General features: G+C 60.5%; 16 protein-coding genes and 1 riboswitch. Of the genes, 5 read left to right on the top strand and 11 right to left on the bottom strand.

Translation table 11 applies throughout. From position 1 onward, the window contains the following. Nucleotides 1-26 precede the first annotated feature (26 nt). From A3C3_RS0103995 to A3C3_RS0103980, 4 genes are all read left to right on the top strand, one after another. Nucleotides 27-932: a LysR family transcriptional regulator gene (locus tag A3C3_RS0103995; protein ID WP_022713328.1), complete on the top strand. Its 906-nt coding sequence runs from the start codon at nucleotides 27-29 to the stop codon at nucleotides 930-932. 123 nt (nucleotides 933-1,055) lie between these two features. Beyond that, complete coding sequence (locus A3C3_RS0103990; RefSeq protein WP_028739385.1) at nucleotides 1,056-2,588, top strand: ABC transporter substrate-binding protein; 1,533 nt, start codon at nucleotides 1,056-1,058, stop codon at nucleotides 2,586-2,588. A 245-nt stretch (nucleotides 2,589-2,833) separates the two neighbouring features. Next, nucleotides 2,834-3,781, top strand: coding sequence for an ABC transporter permease (locus tag A3C3_RS0103985; RefSeq protein WP_022713326.1), 948 nt, complete (start codon nucleotides 2,834-2,836; stop codon nucleotides 3,779-3,781). A gap of 2 nt (nucleotides 3,782-3,783) precedes the next feature. Next, entirely contained in the window at nucleotides 3,784-4,635 is an 852-nt protein-coding gene (locus tag A3C3_RS0103980) for an ABC transporter permease (protein ID WP_022713325.1), read from the top strand. On the opposite strand, the gene A3C3_RS0103975 is transcribed toward A3C3_RS0103980, so the two are convergent. The 3 genes from A3C3_RS0103975 to A3C3_RS0103965 form a co-directional block, all read right to left on the bottom strand. Further along, nucleotides 4,636-5,490, bottom strand: coding sequence for a C40 family peptidase (locus A3C3_RS0103975; RefSeq protein ID WP_028739384.1), 855 nt, complete (start codon nucleotides 5,488-5,490; stop codon nucleotides 4,636-4,638). 10 nt (nucleotides 5,491-5,500) lie between these two features. Continuing rightward, complete coding sequence (locus tag A3C3_RS0103970; protein WP_028739383.1) at nucleotides 5,501-5,851, bottom strand: MarR family winged helix-turn-helix transcriptional regulator; 351 nt, start codon at nucleotides 5,849-5,851, stop codon at nucleotides 5,501-5,503. Nucleotides 5,852-5,965: 114 nt separating this feature from the next. Next, nucleotides 5,966-7,351, bottom strand: a complete 1,386-nt coding sequence (locus A3C3_RS0103965; protein ID WP_022713322.1) for a leucyl aminopeptidase family protein — start codon at nucleotides 7,349-7,351, stop codon at nucleotides 5,966-5,968. 143 nt (nucleotides 7,352-7,494) lie between these two features. On the opposite strand from A3C3_RS0103965, the gene A3C3_RS0103960 reads away from it, so the two are divergent. Next, a complete protein-coding gene (locus tag A3C3_RS0103960; protein ID WP_022713321.1) occupies nucleotides 7,495-8,319 on the top strand; it encodes a tetratricopeptide repeat protein in 825 nt (274 codons plus the stop codon). Between the two features lie 7 nt (nucleotides 8,320-8,326). On the opposite strand, the gene A3C3_RS0103955 is transcribed toward A3C3_RS0103960, so the two are convergent. The 8 genes from A3C3_RS0103955 to cpaB all read right to left on the bottom strand — a co-directional run bounded on the left by A3C3_RS0103955 (nucleotide 8,327) and on the right by cpaB (nucleotide 16,960). Further along, complete coding sequence (locus A3C3_RS0103955; RefSeq protein WP_022713320.1) at nucleotides 8,327-8,959, bottom strand: LysE family translocator; 633 nt, start codon at nucleotides 8,957-8,959, stop codon at nucleotides 8,327-8,329. Nucleotides 8,960-8,979: 20 nt separating this feature from the next. After that, nucleotides 8,980-9,058: riboswitch (ZMP/ZTP riboswitch) on the bottom strand. 34 nt (nucleotides 9,059-9,092) lie between these two features. Then, complete coding sequence (locus A3C3_RS0103950) at nucleotides 9,093-10,076, bottom strand: type II secretion system F family protein (protein WP_022713319.1); 984 nt, start codon at nucleotides 10,074-10,076, stop codon at nucleotides 9,093-9,095. Nucleotides 10,077-10,091: 15 nt separating this feature from the next. Continuing rightward, nucleotides 10,092-11,099, bottom strand: a complete 1,008-nt coding sequence (locus A3C3_RS0103945) for a type II secretion system F family protein (RefSeq protein WP_022713318.1) — start codon at nucleotides 11,097-11,099, stop codon at nucleotides 10,092-10,094. After that, nucleotides 11,099-12,574, bottom strand: coding sequence for a TadA family conjugal transfer-associated ATPase (locus tag A3C3_RS0103940; RefSeq protein WP_022713317.1), 1,476 nt, complete (start codon nucleotides 12,572-12,574; stop codon nucleotides 11,099-11,101). Before A3C3_RS0103940 ends, A3C3_RS0103945 begins: the two co-directional genes overlap by 1 nt. 32 nt (nucleotides 12,575-12,606) lie before the next feature. Continuing rightward, nucleotides 12,607-13,887: a CpaE/TadZ family protein gene (locus A3C3_RS0103935; protein WP_022713316.1), complete on the bottom strand. Its 1,281-nt coding sequence runs from the start codon at nucleotides 13,885-13,887 to the stop codon at nucleotides 12,607-12,609. A gap of 19 nt (nucleotides 13,888-13,906) precedes the next feature. Next, on the bottom strand, nucleotides 13,907-14,635 hold the full coding sequence (locus A3C3_RS0103930; protein ID WP_028739382.1) for a CpaD family pilus assembly protein: 729 nt from the start codon (nucleotides 14,633-14,635) through the stop codon (nucleotides 13,907-13,909). Next, the gene (locus A3C3_RS0103925; RefSeq protein WP_022713314.1) at nucleotides 14,632-16,137 is read right to left on the bottom strand and encodes a type II and III secretion system protein family protein; all 1,506 of its coding nucleotides are present in this window, start codon (nucleotides 16,135-16,137) and stop codon (nucleotides 14,632-14,634) included. Before A3C3_RS0103925 ends, A3C3_RS0103930 begins: the two co-directional genes overlap by 4 nt. A gap of 10 nt (nucleotides 16,138-16,147) precedes the next feature. After that, on the bottom strand, nucleotides 16,148-16,960 hold the full coding sequence (gene cpaB / locus A3C3_RS0103920) for a Flp pilus assembly protein CpaB (RefSeq protein ID WP_022713313.1): 813 nt from the start codon (nucleotides 16,958-16,960) through the stop codon (nucleotides 16,148-16,150). Between the last annotated feature and the right edge of the window lie 24 nt (nucleotides 16,961-16,984).

Raw genomic sequence — 16,984 nt, 5'->3', positions numbered from 1 at the left:
AGAAGGCCAAGCGGCGGAGGGAAATAATGCAGATCCGGGCCCTGATGTATTTCGACGAGCTTGTTAGGACCAAGTCCATGCGCCAGGCTGCCGAGAACCTGGGCGTTGCGCCGACTGCCGTCAGCCGCCAGATCGAGAATCTCGAAGAGCATTTCGGCGCTGCGCTCGTCGAACGCAGCGCGCGCGGCGTGACGCTGACGGCCGCAGGTGAGCTGCTTGCCGCGCGCGCCGGGCGGACACTTCGCGAACTCGAGCACGTGCAACAACTGATCGAAGACCTCAAGGGCATCGCGCGCGGTAGGGTGACCATCTACGCCAATGGAGCGATCGTCACCAGCCTGCTCGCACCCGCGCTTTCGGAATTCAGCCGCAGCTACCCCAATATCCGCTTCGAAGTGATGATCACCAGCGCGCGGCAGGCCATCGAAGCGGTGAACGCCGCCCAGGCCGACATGGCGCTGACGCTTTTTACGCCGCCGATGTCGGAGGCAAAAGTGGTGACGCGCTTTGAAATCGCTTACGACGTGATCGTTTCGGCGCGTCATGCAGCGGCAGGCCGCAAGGAAATCGCCCTTCGCGAACTTGCGCGAGATACGCTCGCCCTGCCCGAGAAGTCCTTTGGTTTCCGCCAGAACTTCGATGCACTTATCGAGCGGCAGGGGCTGACGATCGACCCGGTTTTCACGGTAAGTTCGCTGGAAATGCTGAAGGAACTCGTGCTCAGCGACAGCGCAGTGACGCTACTGCCGGCACTTGCGGTTCGCCGCGAGATCGAGGCGGGTCAGCTTGCTGCAATCCCCCTTTCCAGCGAAACCTCCATCCGCACCCATGCCGAGCTCTCGATCGCACCGGACCGGCAGCTCTCCTTTGCGGCCGGCAAGCTCATCGGCTTCATCGAGAATTTCATGCGGACGAAACTGAAGAGCCGCTGAGGCCAGTTACGCAAGGAGACAGCTTGCATTTTCTCTGTTTTTAGTGTGTAGCTTTTTTCGATACACTGTGAACACAAAATGTTCGCATCACTTTCACACCGCTTTTTCGGGATCCGCAGGATTATGATCACCAGCCTGTTGCCGGCACCTTTCACACGCCATGCCCACCGCCTCTCCCTCAGCGCTGCCCTTTCCGTCGTGATGATGGCGAGCGCCGTCATGCCGGCTCAAGCGGGCAAGGCGGTGCTCAATCTCGGCATGAGCGTCGAGCCGACGGGGCTTGATCCGACAATCGCCGCACCGGTCGCGATCGGTCAGGTGACCTGGCAGAATATCTTCGAAGGGCTGGTGTCCATCGATGAGAGTGGCAAGGTCCGACCGCAGCTTGCCAAGAGCTGGGAAATTTCGCCGGACGGCCTGACCTATACGTTCAAGCTGCAGACCGGCGTCACGTTCCACGACGGCGAAGCCTTCGATTCCGCTACGGCCAAGTTCGCGTTGGAGCGTGCCCGCGGGAAAGATTCGGTCAATCCGCAGAAGCGCTTCTTCGCCTCGATTGCTTCCATCGATACGCCGGATCCCGAAACGCTGGTGCTGCACCTCTCGCAGCCAACGGGAAGCCTGCTTTACTGGCTTGGTTGGCCGGCATCGGTCATGGTTGGTCCGAAGTCCGCTGCGAGCGACAAGACGCACCCGGTCGGAACCGGTCCGTTCAAATTCGTCAATTGGGCGAAGGGCGACAAGGTCGAGCTCGCGAAAAACGAAGCCTATTGGAACAGCCAGGTATCCGTGAAGCTCGACAAGGTGAACTTTCGCTTCATAGCCGACCCGCAAGCACAGGCTGCCGCACTGAAAGCCGGCGACGTGGACGCCATTCCGGAATTCGCAGCACCCGAGCTGATGAGCTCGTTCGAAGGTGATCCGCGGCTCGTGACGAAGATCGGCAATACCGAGCTCAAGGTCGTTGCGGGCATGAACAATTCCAGGAAGCCTTTCGACGACAAGCGAGTGCGCCAGGCCCTGATGATGGCGATCGACCGCCAGACGGTGATCGACGGGGCCTGGTCGGGTCTCGGCACGGCGATCGGTAGCCATTATACGCCGAACGATCCGGGTTATCAGGACATGACCGGCGTGTTGCCCTACAATCCAGAAAAGGCGAAGGCACTCCTTGCGGACGCCGGTTATCCGAATGGCTTCACCTTCACGATCAAATCGCCGCAGATGGCCTATGCGCCACGCAGCGCCCAGGTCATGCAGGCAATGTTTGCCGAGATCGGCGTGACCATGAACATTGAACCGACCGAATTTCCGGCAAAATGGGTTCAGGATGTAATGAAGGACCGCGCTTACGAAATGACCATCGTGGCGCATGCCGAGCCGATGGATATCGACATCTATTCCCGCGATCCCTACTACTTCAACTACAAGAACCCGGTCTTCAACGATCTGGTGAAGAAGGTGCAGGAGACGACCGATCCCGCCTTGCAGATCAAGATCAACGAAGAGGCGCAGAAAATCCTCGCCGAGGATGTGCCGGCGCTATATCTATTCGTCATGCCCAAGCTCGGCGTGTGGGACAAGAATCTGAAGGGCTTGTGGGAAAACGAGCCGATTCCTTCGAATGTTCTGACGAATGTGGCGTGGAAAGAGTGAAGCTGAGTTTCGTGCTGGATATCTAGAAGGCGTGAATAGGTGACGCGCAATTCTCTTCTCCCTCATCCCTGTGCTTGTCACAGGGATCCAGAACGCCGAAGTCCTTGGGCGCAAAAGACCCGTTCGATCGAGTCATTCGCGACGCCGACGCGCCGTGGCTGGATTCCTGTGCTGATCCCCGGAGCAAGTCGAAGAAGAGGAATGAGGAGAACGACGAATGCGTCGGCTGCAAGTAAGCCACGCCTATGATCGCGCTTCTTGGCCGTCGCTTTGCCGGACTGATCCTGACGCTTGCCGCCGTCTCTTTCCTGATTTTTGCTGTCATGGACCTTCTGCCGGGCGATCCCGCTTCGATCATGCTCGGAACCTCGGCGACGCCGGAGACGCTGACAGCACTTCGCCATGAACTCGGGCTCGATCAGCCTCTGCTCTTTCGCTACGGCCAATGGGTAGCCGGGGTGTTTTCCGGTGATCTTGGGCAGTCTTATACCTATGGCGTGCCGGTTGCGGGGCTGATCCTCGAGCGGCTGGCGGTGACGATGCCGCTGGCGCTGCTCGCGATCCTCCTTTCCGTCGTCATCGCCGTGCCGCTCGGTACCTTCGCGGCAGCACGGCGCGACGGCATCGTCGATATCATAGCGACGCTCTTTTCACAGGTAAGCATTGCCGTTCCCGCTTTCTGGGTGGCACTGCTGCTGATCATCCTGTTTTCGACAACACTTGGGCTCATGCCGGCAGGTGGCTTTCCGGGCTGGAGTGCCGGGCTTTGGCCTGCACTGCAGGCGCTGGTTATGCCCGCCACAGCCTTAGCGCTTCCGCAAGCAGGCGTGCTGACGCGCGTCACCCGCACAGCGGTCCTGGAAACGCTGCACGAGGATTTCACGCGGACGGCGATCGCGAAGGGACTGTCGGCGCGCGCCGTCTTATGGCGGCACGCCGTGCCGAACGCGCTGGTGCCGATCCTGACGACCCTTGGATTGCAGTTTACGTTCCTGGTGGCGGGCGCGGTTCTGGTCGAAAACGTCTTCAACCTTCCAGGTCTTGGACGGCTTGCGTTTCAGGCATTGTCGCAACGCGACATCATCGCCATGCAGGACGTCGTACTGTTCTTTGCCGCGCTCGTCGTCATCATGAATTTCCTCGTCGATATGTCCTATCTCGCGATCGACCCGCGACTGCGAAGGGATGTGTGACAATGGCGATCGCTTCCGAAACCTCCATCAAACGGCGTTCATTTATAATTAGCCGGCAAATAAAGCTTCTCGCCGGATCATCCATCGTCGGATTGCTTGTCGCGGTTGCACTTCTGTCACTCGTCTGGACGCCGCTGCCGCCTGCAAAGATGCAGATCATTTACAAACTGCAGCCGCCCTTGGCATTCGGCGTGCTCGGCACCGATCAATTCGGCCGCGACGTTCTTTCGATGCTGATGGCCGGATGCTGGAATTCGCTGTCGATCGCCATCACCGCGGTGGCCATCGGCGGCACAATCGGTTCGGTTGCCGGCATTTCGGCCGCAGCGACCCGCGGCATTTTCGAAACACTCCTGATGCGCGTCTGCGACGTCATCTTCGCGCTGCCGCCGATCCTCTCGGCGATGATCCTCGGCGCTTTTCTCGGATCCGGCAGGTTCACGGCGATCACAGCGATTGCCGTCTTCATGATCCCGGTCTTCGCGCGGGTGACACTTGCTGCTGCCCTCCAGGCCTGGAGCCGCGACTATGTGCTGGCGGCGCGCGCGATCGGCAACAGCCGCTTGACGATCTCGGTGCGCCATGTGTTGCCGAACATCATGAACCAGATCATCGTCCATGCCGCGATCCAGCTTGGACTGGCGATCCTCACCGAGGCCGGATTAAGTTTCCTTGGCCTCGGCGTGGCGCCGCCGGCGCCAACCTGGGGTCGGATGCTCGCCGATTCCCAAACCTATCTTGGGCTGGCGCCATGGCTTGCCATCCTACCCGGGCTTACGATCGCGCTTGCCGTTCTAGGCTTCAACTTGCTGGGCGATGGACTGCGCGATTTCTTCGACCCGCGGCGATCTTGATCATACCGGACGGCGGTAACCGGTCGGCTGTTGGTAGAGCTGGCCTATACGTTTGACAGCGGCCTCGAAATTCTCGCGGGCGACAGTCATCGTGTAGCCATTGGCGTGAATGATCGTTTCCGGGTCCTCCATGATTGCGACATGTCCCTTCCAGAAGACGAGGTCGCCGCGGCGAAGTCCGGAGCGATCGATCCTCGCGCCGAGGCTTGCTGCCTGCATGTCCGTGTCGCGCGGTGCGCTTTTGCCGGTCATCAGCATGGCCAGTTGAACGAGACCGGAACAATCGATGCCAAGGCCCGAACGGCCGCCCCACAAGTAGGGTGCATTCATGAAGCGCGACGCGATCTCGACATAATCGTCATCCTTGCCGGAGGTGACCGGCTGGACATGCCTTGCAAAAATTGCGGTGCCATCCTCCAGAACGACGTAGTGATTTCCGCGCACCTCTGCCTCACCCGCGACCCTGACGCGGCTGCCCATGGAAAGCACGGAATTATAGGGCTTTCGCAATTCCGGTTGCGGATAGAGGAACGTGCGCTGCACGGTGACGATATGCGTCGGCTCCGCCTGGGAGTCGGACAGCATCTCCTCCGGCATATAGCCGACATAACCGTCCGAACTGGCCTTTACCCAGCACCAGCCGCCGGCGCGGTCAAGGACCGTTACATCCTCCCCGAGGAGCAGTTCCGTATCGATGCCGACTGAAGGTTCCGGTTGCGGGCGAAGCGGTGCAACGGGAACGGCGACCCGCGCCGGGGTACCGGAAACGAAGCGCAAGGCTTCAACCTTGCCTTCAAGACTCGCTTCGGCAAGATCCGGCCGATAGGCATTCAGGCGGCGGTCGAGCATCGTCATCTCCATTCCACTAGATCGGCAGGCGGCGCCCCTGGTCACGCACCAGGTCGCCGAGCTTCTCGAGATAGAGCGCGCCGCCCACGGTGCGCTTTATGATCACGTTCCGCCGGTCGCTTTCATCGCGTGCCCGATCGACAAGGCCCATTTCGCCCATGGTATCCAGCGCCCGGGTGATAACCGGCTTCGTCACGTTCAGCGTCGCGGCAAGCCCCCGCACCGTATGGGGCGGCGGAACCAGATAGATATGCAGCAGGATCGCCATCTGGCGCAACGTCAAATCACGTTCGTCATGGTGAACCTGGTTAAGCGTAACGCCGTGCCAAAGCCGCAGGGCCTGCGAGGCAGTCAATTCGATCGGCAAGGCTCCTCCGGAAATCATTACGCTAGCGTTCTATTTTCCGGGAGAGAATGCTGGCAGGCAAGAGGCGGCAGAATCTGCCGCCCCGCAAGGTGAATAAAATTTTAACGATCGCGGTCAGCCACGGCGGATATGGTGGTAAAGCGCGCGGATCGCCTGCGCCTCGCCGCCGCCTGGCGAATGAGCGCGCTCGGTCGGCGCCCAGCCGTAGATGTCGAAATGCGCCCAGCTCTTCGCGTTGCTGACAAAGCGTTTCAGGAACAGCGCCGCCGTGATCGCACCCGCCATGCCGCCCGCCGGAGCGTTGGTGATGTCGGCGATCTTGGCGCGGATATCCTTGTCATAGCCCATATAGAGCGGGAGCCGCCACAGCGGGTCGTCCGTCTCGAGGCTTGCGTCAATCAGATCGTGGGCAAGGTTTTCGTCATCCGTGAAGAAGGGCGGAAGATCGGGGCCGAGCGCAACGCGGGCAGCGCCCGTCAGCGTCGCCATGTCGATCAGGAGATCCGGTGATTCCTCGTCGGCATAAGCCAGCGCATCGGCGAGGATCAGGCGGCCTTCCGCATCGGTATTGTCAATCTGGACTGTCAGGCCCTTGCGGCTCTTGTAGATGTCTCCCGGGCGGAACGCATTTGCCGAAATCGAATTTTCAACGACGGGAATGATGACGCGGAGATCGACCTTCAGCTTCGCGTCCATGATCATCAGCGCAAGACCCATCACGTTCGCCGCACCGCCCATGTCCTTCTTCATCAAGAGCATGGAGGAGGCCGGCTTGATGTCGAGGCCTCCGGTATCGAAGCAGACGCCCTTGCCGACAAGCGTAACCTTGCGGTGGCCCTTCTTCCCCCAGCGCAGTTCCAGAAGCCGTGGCGCGTCGGCGCTGGCGCGGCCGACGGTGTGGACCAATGGGAAGTTCTCCTTCAGCAGATCATCGCCGATGGTGATCGACATTTCCGCCTTGTAGTGCTCGGCAAGGCCGCGGAAGGCAGCTTCGAGCTGTTCCGGGCCCATGTCATTGGTCGGTGTGTTGATGAGATCGCGAGCGAGGAAGACGCCTGCGAGCTGGCGCTTGATATCGGCGCCATCGGCATCGCGCGGGATCATTAGCGTCGCGGCTGCCTGCTTGTCGGAACGATAGCGGTCGAAACGGTAGCTGCCGAGACCGAAACCGAGCGAGAGGCGGTTTGCCGTCAGCGGTGCGGTTTCGATATGCCAGTCGCCGGCGGGCAGTGAACGGGCAAGCTTGCCGGTGATATAGGGCTGCTCCGATGGATTGGCGCCGAGGCCGAAAAGCGCCCCGCCAAGATGGCCGGCGGCGGTCGGGATCAGCAGCAGCGAACCGCTTTCCGCCTTGTAGCCTGCCTTCTTCGCCCAGTCGAGCGCGATCGGATCGATCGTGCCGGTCTCGATATGCGCCGGCGTGACCGCGAAGATCGGCAATGTGGAACCGCCTTTCGTGTTGAAAGGCGTCGGTCTCTCGATGAACTGATAGGGGGCCATATTTATCCTTCGACGATGTCCGGGAATCGTTTTTTTAACGGTCCGTTAGGGTTAACAGACTATTGCTGGAGTGAAGATTGCGTCAAACCTTTCCCTGTTCCGCTTAGAGGTCAAACGCCAGTTTCTGAATTCAGGAAAGCGCAATGCCTCTCCCGGCCATCCATCCATTCAAGAACCGTATTCTCCAGTGCGTCACGGCAGCGCTGGTTGTCACCACGCTCGCTGGTTGCTCGATGACCAAGGACAAGATGACGACGGGTTCGGTGCCGAAGTTGACAAAGCCGGTCGAGACCATGGATGCGAACGAGCTTCACGCAATGACGGAACGGGTCGGGCAGGCCTACGAGAAAAACCCCCGCGATCCGGTAAACGGCGTCAACTATGCCAACCTGCTGCGCATGGCCGGGCGCGACGCGCAGGCGCTTGCCGTCATGCAGCAGGTTGCGATTTCCAATCCCAAAGACCGCAATGTCCTTGCTGCCTACGGCAAGGCCCAGGCGGCCGCAGGACAGTTCCAGCAAGCGCTCGACACGATCGGCCGGGCGCAAACCCCGGACCGGCCTGACTGGAAGCTCATTTCTGCCCAGGGGGCGATTCTCGACCAGATGGGCAAGCCCAGCGATGCGCGAGCGCGTTATCGCGATGCGCTGGACATCATGCCGAACGAGCCTTCCGTGCTTTCAAATCTCGGCATGTCCTACGTGCTGACCGGCGATCTCAGGACCGCCGAAACCTATCTCAAGCAGGCGGCGAGCCAGCCGGGCGCCGATAGCCGTGTCAGGCAGAACCTCGCCCTTGCAGTCGGCCTGCAGGGACGTTTCCCGGAGGCCGAAGAGATCGCCCGCCGCGAGCTCGCGCCGCAGCAGGCAGACGCCAACGTCGCCTATTTGCGTTCGATGCTTTCCCAGCAGAATTCATGGCAGAAGCTCGCGGCGAAGGACAGCGCGCCGGCAAGCAATACCAACTGATCTCCGGCTACCGAAGCATCGCGCCCGAGAAGATCAAGCGCAAACCCAGCCCGCCCATGACAAGCCCAGCAGCGCGGTCAATCCAGTGCTTGGCGGCCAAATAGACCTGGCGGGGACGGCGGGCGGAGAAAGCCAGTGCCACGATCGCATACCATCCGGCCTCGATCGCGAAGATTCCGATCGGCAGACCGATCATGACACCAACAGGTACGGTTTTCGGCAGAAACGCTGCGAATATGCTCGCATAGACGATGATGGTCTTCGGATTGCTGAGCTGCGTCAAAAGCGCCATCGAGAAACTGCGGCCGAGCGCCGCCCTGCCCTCAACCGCACCGGATACATCGAGAGGCACCTTCGCGCCCTGCCAGATGCGAAACGCGATATAGACGAGATAGGCACCGCCTGCAAACTTCAGCACCAGGTAAAGCCACGCGAATTGCGTCAGCAAAGCCGTCAGGCCTGCGAGCGCAAGAATGCCGAACATGACACCACCGACACCCATCCCGAGCGCCGCTGCCAGGCCATCAAGGCGCGAGCGGGAAATGGCGATGCGGGAAACGACGACGAAACTCGGGCCGGGGCTCATCGCGCCGACCATCAGTGCTGCAAAAATGCTGGTGAGGATGGCTGCGGAAGACATAAAGGCTCGCTCCTGATTTCGAAAGACGCCAGGCGAGCGGCGGTCACATCAGCGCTTCCCGATGGTCTTCGATCTCATTCGCCAGTCACGCGGAACTACGGCTAACTGGTTTCCGCCTCGCCTGCAAGCGGCATCAGAACCTGTCGGCGACCTGGATGCCGGCCGGGCCGAGGATGACGGCAACGAGGACGGGAAGGAAGAACAGGATCATCGGAACGGTCAGCTTCGGCGGTAGGGCAGCCGCCTTCTTTTCAGCCTCGTTCATGCGCTCGTCTCGGCCTTCCTGGGCGAGAACGCGCAGCGCCTGCGAAATCGGCGTGCCGTAACGGTCGGCCTGGATGAGGGCCTGGGTGACTGAACGCACGAGATCGATCTGCGTGCGCGTACCAAGGTTTTCGAGCGCCTGACGGCGGTCCGGCAGGAAGGAAAGCTCTGCAGTCGTCAGCACCATTTCTTCGGCAAGCGGCGGCGACTGTTCGCCGAGCTCTTCCGATACGCGGCGCATCGCTGCTTCGATCGAGATGCCGGACTCGACGCAAATCAGCATCAGGTCGAGCGCATCCGGCCAGGCACGCTTGATCGAATGCTGACGCTTCGACATGCGGTTCGAAATGAAGATGTTCGGTGCATAAAAACCGAGATAGCCCATGCCGATCATCGCAAGCAGGCGGATAGGAAGAGGCTTGGCTGCGAGGTTGCCGAGACCGAAAATCCAAAAGGCGGCGAGGGCGAGGAAAATGAAGGGCAGAAGGAAGCGGGCGACGAGGAAGGTGTTCAGAGCGTTTTCGGAGCGGTAGCCGGCTGCACGCAGCTTGTTCATCGTGTTTTCGTCGACCAGTGCTTTGCGCAGATTGAAGCGCTCGACGATCTGGCGAACAGAGCGATTGTTTTGGTTGCGAAGCGACGCCTTTGTTCCCGTCTCCGTGTTCATACGGGCACGCTCGCGTGCACGAATCTGATCACGCTCCGTCGAAACGGCGCGCATGCGCTTGTTCAAGTCGCCGCGCTCGAAGAAGGGAACGGCGATCGTGTAGAAGGTCGCAAAGACAGCGATCGCAACGAGAAGCGCGACAAGCATGGCCGGATCGGTCAATCGCCCTGCAAGATCTGCTGACATGACGCTTGCCTCCGGCTAGATGTCGAAATTGACCATGTTGCGCATGACGAAGATGCCGATCGACATCCACACCGCCGAGAGACCCATGATGAGGTGCCCCCGCGGATCGGTGAACAGGATCATCATGTATTGCGGTGACGTGAGATAGACGAGCGTGGCGACGATAAAGGGCAAAGCGCCGATGATGACGGCGGAAGCCTTGGCCTCCATCGATAGCGCCTTCACCTTGGCTTTCATCTTCTTGCGGTCGCGGAGAACCTTCGAGAGATTGCCGATCGCTTCGGAAAGATTGCCGCCGGCCTGCGACTGAATGGCGATGACGATCGCAAAAAAGCTCACTTCCTGCAGCGGCATGTAGTTGGTCATGCGCGCACAGGCGTCGGGAACACTGAGGCCGACCTGCTGCGATTCCACGACACGGCGAAATTCGGTTTTCACCGGATCGCGGCCCTCGTTTGCGATGAGGCGGATCGCGTCGTTTAGCGGCAGGCCGGACTTGATCGAACGCACGATGACGTCGAGCGCGTTCGGAAATTCGTCGAGGAATTTGTTCTGGCGGCGCTTTATCAGGAAGCCCAGGATCCACCGCGGCAGGCCGAGGCCGGCAACGACCGGAAGCGCAAGTACGACCAGCATCGGCGCGCCGGCGAGCAGCGCGATAAGCATCAGGAACAGGCCGAAGGCGGCGCTGAACACGTAGAATTTGGCGGGCGTGATCGCAAAGCCTGCCTGGGTCAGCCGCGACTTCAGCGACAGTTTCCGTTTTGCGTTTTCCTGCTGGCGCTTTTCGAGGTCCTTGAGATTGTCCTGCACGGACTTGCGGCGTTTCGACATTTCCTGGACACGGTCCCGTGCGGCCTTGACCTTCACCCGGTCGGTCTCGGTCGAAGCGACGCGGCTGACGCGATTGGCAGCTTTCTTCTCGGTCTCCATACGGCTGAAGAGCAGGCCATAGCAAACCGCGCCGGCTGCGACCGCAACCAGCACGATGATGGCGAGCACTAACGGATCGAGACCGAACATCATACTTCCTTCGACTTTGCTTCCATCTCATCCAAGGCGGCAGCCAGGCGCTTTTCCTCGTTGTAATAGCGCGCACGATCCCAGAAATTCGGCTTGCCGATACCGGTCGACATATGACGGCCGATCAGTCGGCCGCCAGCGTCCTCGCCTTCGATCTCGTAGCGCATCAGATCCTGGGTGATGATCACGTCGCCTTCCATGCCGATCACCTCGCTGATTGCCGTGATGCGCCGCGAGCCGTCGCGAAGACGCGCTGCCTGAATGATGACATCGATCGAGCCGGCGATGATTTCGCGAACGGTCTTTGCCGGGAGACTGTAGCCGCCCATGGCGATCATGGATTCGATACGGCTCAGGCATTCGCGCGGCGAGTTCGAGTGGATCGTTCCCATCGAGCCGTCATGACCGGTGTTCATCGCCTGCAGAAGATCGAAGACCTCCGGTCCGCGCACCTCGCCGACGATGATGCGTTCCGGACGCATGCGAAGGCAGTTCTTGACGAGATCACGCATGGTGATCTCGCCTTCGCCTTCGATGTTCGGCGGGCGGGTTTCCAGCCTGACCACATGCGGCTGCTGCAGCTGCAGTTCCGCCGTATCCTCGCAGGTGATGACCCGCTCGTCTCTGTCGATATAGTTCGTCAGGCAGTTCAGAAGCGTCGTCTTGCCGGAACCGGTACCGCCGGAGATCACGACGTTGCAGCGCACCCGGCCAATGATCTGCAACAGCGTTGCGCCTTCAGGGGTGATCGCGCCGAAGCGGACGAGCTGATCGAGCGTCAGCTTGTCCTTCTTGAATTTACGGATCGTGAGCGCCGGTCCGTCGATGGCAAGCGGCGGGGCGATGACGTTGACACGCGAGCCATCCGGAAGACGGGCGTCGCAGATCGGGCTCGATTCATCGACGCGGCGGCCGACCTGGCTGACGATGCGCTGGCAGATCGAGAGAAGCTGGCCGTTGTCGCGGAAGCGAATTTCCGATTCGACCGTCTTGCCGCCGACTTCGATGAAGGTCTTGCCGGCGCCGTTGACCATGATGTCGGCGATATCGTCGCGCGCGAGCAGCGGTTCCAGCGGGCCGTAGCCGAGAACATCGTTGCAGATGTCTTCAAGCAGCTCTTCCTGCTCGGATATCGACATCGCGAAGTTCTTGATGGTGATGATATCGTTGACGATGTCGCGAATTTCCTCGCGAGCGCTTTCGGCATCGAGCTTGGCAAGCTGGGACAGGTCGATCGTATCGATCAGCGCCGAAAAGACCTGCGCCTTGGTGTCGTAATATTCGTCGGTACGGGCCGGTCGCCGGCGCTGTGGCGTCTGCATCGGCGGCGGTGTCACCTGGGGCCGGCCAGGCTCTCTTGCCGGCTCGACCAGCACGGCGGGCGCGGAAGAAGGAGCCGCCGCGGCAGGCGGCGGTGGCGGTGCGCTTACGGCGCCCCCCTTTCCGAAGCCTTCATTTCCGCGTTTTCCGAACATACCACAAAATCCAATCTACTCGTTTCGTCTCTTTACTTGGCGCGCTTCAGCAGCCCCATCAGCCCGCCGCGCTTCGCCTTCTTGATGGCCACACGGCCGGTGACGATGTGTGCCAGCTGCGAAAAGGTTTCGGCGGTTGGCGATTTCGGATCCATCTCCGAGATCATGCGACCGCTATTGGCGGCATTGCCGAAGAGACCGACATCGAAAGGAATGATCGCGATCGGCTCGATCTCGAGCGGTTCGCAGAAATCGGACGGGGCGATTTCCGGCCGCTTCGGCATGCCGACCTGATTGAGGATCAGATGCGGCATCTTATCGTTCGGGCGCAGCTTGCGCAGGGCATCGAGCATGTTCTTTGCGTTGCGCAGGTTCGCAAGATCAGGAACGGCGCAGATAACCACCTCATCCACGGCGGCCAGGACCGATCGCGTCCATTCCGACCAGGCGTGCGGAACATCGAGCACCGTCACCGGCGCGCTGCGCTGCAGAACTTCAAGAACCGGCTGAAATGCCTGGCCATCGAAATCGTAGGCGCGATCGAGTAGCGACGGTGCCGCAAGCAGCGACAGGTGTTCCGAACATTTCGTCAGCAATCGGTCGAGAAAAACCTCGTCCAGCCGATCGGGAGCAAAGACCGCCTCGGCGATCCCCTGCGTCGGGTCCTGGTCGAAATCGATATTTGCCGTGCCATAAGGCAGATCGAGATCGGCGAGGATCGTCTCGGTCGCGAAGAGATTGGAGATGCCGAAAGCGCAATTGTGGGCGATCGTCGAGGCACCGGTGCCTCCCTTTGATCCGATGAAGGCGATGCTGCGGCCAAGCCGCTCGGCATCCGGATCGACGAAAATCGACGCCATGGCCATCATGACGTCCGGCATCGCGATCGGCTGAACCATGTATTCGGAAATGCCGTTGCGGATCAGCTCGCGGTAAAGCGCGATGTCGTTGTAGTGGCCGATGATAACGACTTTGGTGCTCGGATCGCAGACAGCCGCAAGCGGCGCAAGCTCTAAAAGCAGGCTTGCCGCATTGGCCTTGGTTTCGAGGATGATCAGGTTGGGGGTCGGAGCGCTGGCGAACATGTTCGCAGCAGCCGCAATGCCGCCGCTGGTAATCCGCAAGCTGACCTTCGCCATCCGCCGGTCGTTGCCGCAGCGCTCCATCACCCGCTGCAGCGCCTCACTTTCGCAGAAAGCGTGCACGGAAATACGCGGCAGCGGCCGCATATTTTCCAGCTCGCCCATGCGAACGGCGTCTTCCGCATGCTGGAGCTCCGTCGTGTTCTTGATCTCGTATTCGATAGGGCTCATCGTCTGGATCCGCTCCTCATTAGAAGTTGTTGTGTTCAAGGACGGTCCTGTATTCGCGATATTCAGTGATGGCGTCATTGCGGCGCGCAGCATCGATCGGCGTCATTCCGCGCGGCGCAATCAGGTCTTCCGGATTGGCGATCTGTGCGGCCAGATTGTTCTGGGTCGCGCAGCCGAAATTGTAATAATTCTGGTTGTCGAAGCCGCCGCCGATATCCTTCGGCCATTGGCCGCACTGCGTGGTCATGGCTGTCATGCCGACGAAGCTGAGCCGGATCGGCGCTGCATCGCCAGGAGTTGCCGAATAGCTCGCATTGACGATCTTCGAGCTCGGTATCCCTCTCTTCGAGAGCTCGGCCCGCACCTGGTTCCGCAACTGGCTTGCGACACCCGAATTTGGCGAGCCTTGTGGTGTCATGACATAAACCGGGCCGGAAGCCCGGGACGTATAATTGGCCGCAAAGCCGCGGATCATATCACGCTGGGCAATCGTCAAGCGCCGATCCGTCGAGGCGACCGGGATATCAACCGTCTGCTCGGCCTCGGCCACCACGATCGGATGGCGCTGGCGGTAGTCATCGGGGATACCGCCAGTTGTCAGATTGTCGCGTGGAGCCGCGCAGCCGGAGAGCATCGCACCCGCAAGTACCGCCGCGCCAAGCATGGCCCACCGCATCGTGGATTTCGCGCTTTGAGCCATCGCCCGGTCACCATATCGTTTCATCGTTTTCGATCCTGCGCCGCTCATTTGTAGATAAACCCAATCGAACCGTGGAATTGCGCGTCTGCCACCGGCGCTTCGCGGCGGCCATAAACCTTGTTGACACGGTTCATGAGGAACGCCTGGCCATCATGTTCCGGGCTGAAATTGTCATCCGGCCGGTTAAGCTCGTTGCGGGCGACGGGCCGTACCAGATAGGGGGTCGCGATAATGACAAGCTCGGTTTCTTCTCGCTGCACCGTCCTCTGGCGGAACAATGTACCCAGCAAGGGGATCTTGTTCACACCCGGCGTGCCGTTCGATGTCTGTGAAACGTTGTCCCTGATCAGGCCGGCAAGCGCGATCGAGCCGCCGGAGGGAAGCTCGACGGATGTCTCGGCAGAACGGCGCTGAAAAGTGGGCCGCGATCCCGAAGCGGACGCCGTCGGCTCCGATACATTCGTTGTGACTTCGAGACTGATGCGTCCCGAAGACAGAACCACGGGCTTGAAGGCCAGGTTGATGCCGTAGCTGTAAGGAACAATTGTCACGTTGCCGTCGTTGTCTGTTGTCGAAAACAGAATCTGGCCGCCGGAATTGAAGGTTGCGGCCTGACCGGAAATGGCGGTCAGGGTCGGTTCCGCCAAAGTTCTCACCACCTTCGCCTGTTCCAGGGCGCTCAGATATGTCGATATGTCGTATTTGCCGATCGAGCTCTTGAAAAGAGCGGCAAGTCCGCCGCCGACCGTCGCAGTGGCGCTATCCGTCGCAGGTGTTCCGAGTTGCGCTACGGTCATACCCGAGGAATTCGATACGAGATTGTCGAAGCCTAGCTGTTTCAGGATTTCGCGACGGACTTCGGCGATCGTCACCTTGAGCGTGACCTGATCCTCGCCCTCAATCTGCAGCAGGTTGACGACCTGCGATTCCTGGCGCGCCTCGGCGAAAAGCGCGACATCGCCCTGCTCTGCGCTACTGGCGGCCGTCTCGGTTCGCGTCGTCGCTTCGCCGCCCTTCAGAAATGCCAGGGCAAGGTCGGCGGCCTGCTTGGCATCCTGCGGCGTACGGACGGTGCCGGTCAGCACGATGTTGTCGGACACGATCTCGACCTTGATATTGGAGTCGACGATGAAGCGCTTCAGGTTCGTCTCGAGGCCAGAGACATCGCGTTCGATTTCGAGGTCGAGGCTCACAACCTCCTGGCCATCGCTCCCGAAAATGAAGATGTTCGTTTGGCCGACCTTCTTGCCGAAGAGATAGATACGGCGCGAGGTTCGCGTTACGGCATCCGCCATCGACGGATCGGAGACGAGGATATCATGTGCATCTTCGGGCAGGTCGACGACGAGTGCCTTGTTGAGACCGAGTTTCAGGCGGCGGTGGGCGCCGGGACCCGTCCGCGAGATCTGGATGACGCCCTCCGATTCCGCATGGGCAATCCCTGCGCCAACGAGTGGCGCGAAGGCAGGAGGGGTCAGCCCCGAAACGACGATCGCCAGTGTGAGAAAGCCTGCGAGGAAAGACTTGCTGCGCCGCATTGTGTTGACCATTAATTTCCCCTCACTCGGCCTTTGGCGCACTGCTGTCTGTGACGATCGAACCGGACTTGATGACCTGAACCAACGCGCTTCCATTGTCTCCATTCAGGAGATAATCAGCAGCGCTCGTGTCCTGCTCCTGCGCGTCGGCTACGGAACGCAAGGCAAGCGACAGCTTGTCGGCCATCTGCTGCGCGACCGTCAGAACCTTGGTTTGATCGGGCGTCAGTTCCAGGGTCGCCGTCGTGCCTACGACAGCCTTGGAACCATCGTCTTTCTCTTGGATCTGCTGATCGATGGCGAGAACGCGGACATTGCTCAGCACGGCCTCCGTCAGGAACTTGTCGCTTCCCTGCGCCCTGCGGACCATGATGACGTCGACACGGTCGTTCGGAAGGATGAAGCCGCCGGCGCCGGTTGCGACCGAGATTTCCGTCGCGACGGCGCGCTTGCCGGCCGGCAGAAGTGCAGAGAGGATGCGGCTGTTGGAATCGGCGATTTTTTCCGGCCGTATCGGCTCGCCTTCGAAGATCGGCAGGCGGACCACCGCGCCCAGCATGTCCTTGACCGCATCCGGCTTGTCGGCTTCGGTGATGAAGCCCTGTATGACACCGCCCCGCGGCCAGGGCATCCAGTGAACCGCCTTGTCGTCAATGCGGGCGCCGACCGGTAGATTGGCGCTCGAGACCAGCACATTGACCGTCGGTTCCTTTTCGACCACCGACTGAACCTGCGTGACGACACCGCCCCGCCCCGCAAGCTTCATCGCCAGTAGACCGGCGAGGCCAGCAGCGACGACGGCCACTGAAAGTATCATCAAACGGGCGGGCTTCATTATTCAGTCCTCGGGAGACGGCGT

Source organism: Rhizobium mongolense USDA 1844 (genome assembly GCF_000419765.1).
In the GTDB taxonomy this organism is placed as follows: domain Bacteria; phylum Pseudomonadota; class Alphaproteobacteria; order Rhizobiales; family Rhizobiaceae; genus Rhizobium; species Rhizobium mongolense.
Note: the sequence above shows the minus strand (reverse complement) of the source record. Positions and strands in the feature narration are given on the sequence as shown.

Coding starts and splice junctions, on each gene's coding strand:
- A3C3_RS0103995 (WP_022713328.1), top strand. CDS start 27: ATGCAGATCCGGGCCCTGATGTATTTCGACGAGCTTGTTAGGACCAAG.
- A3C3_RS0103990 (WP_028739385.1), top strand. CDS start 1,056: ATGATCACCAGCCTGTTGCCGGCACCTTTCACACGCCATGCCCACCGC.
- A3C3_RS0103985 (WP_022713326.1), top strand. CDS start 2,834: ATGATCGCGCTTCTTGGCCGTCGCTTTGCCGGACTGATCCTGACGCTT.
- A3C3_RS0103980 (WP_022713325.1), top strand. CDS start 3,784: ATGGCGATCGCTTCCGAAACCTCCATCAAACGGCGTTCATTTATAATT.
- A3C3_RS0103975 (WP_028739384.1), bottom strand. CDS start 5,490: ATGACGATGCTCGACCGCCGCCTGAATGCCTATCGGCCGGATCTTGCC.
- A3C3_RS0103965 (WP_022713322.1), bottom strand. CDS start 7,351: ATGGCCCCCTATCAGTTCATCGAGAGACCGACGCCTTTCAACACGAAA.
- A3C3_RS0103960 (WP_022713321.1), top strand. CDS start 7,495: ATGCCTCTCCCGGCCATCCATCCATTCAAGAACCGTATTCTCCAGTGC.
- A3C3_RS0103955 (WP_022713320.1), bottom strand. CDS start 8,959: ATGTCTTCCGCAGCCATCCTCACCAGCATTTTTGCAGCACTGATGGTC.
- A3C3_RS0103950 (WP_022713319.1), bottom strand. CDS start 10,076: ATGTCAGCAGATCTTGCAGGGCGATTGACCGATCCGGCCATGCTTGTC.
- A3C3_RS0103945 (WP_022713318.1), bottom strand. CDS start 11,099: ATGTTCGGTCTCGATCCGTTAGTGCTCGCCATCATCGTGCTGGTTGCG.
- A3C3_RS0103940 (WP_022713317.1), bottom strand. CDS start 12,574: ATGTTCGGAAAACGCGGAAATGAAGGCTTCGGAAAGGGGGGCGCCGTA.
- A3C3_RS0103935 (WP_022713316.1), bottom strand. CDS start 13,887: ATGAGCCCTATCGAATACGAGATCAAGAACACGACGGAGCTCCAGCAT.
- A3C3_RS0103930 (WP_028739382.1), bottom strand. CDS start 14,635: ATGAGCGGCGCAGGATCGAAAACGATGAAACGATATGGTGACCGGGCG.
- A3C3_RS0103925 (WP_022713314.1), bottom strand. CDS start 16,137: ATGGTCAACACAATGCGGCGCAGCAAGTCTTTCCTCGCAGGCTTTCTC.
- cpaB (WP_022713313.1), bottom strand. CDS start 16,960: ATGAAGCCCGCCCGTTTGATGATACTTTCAGTGGCCGTCGTCGCTGCT.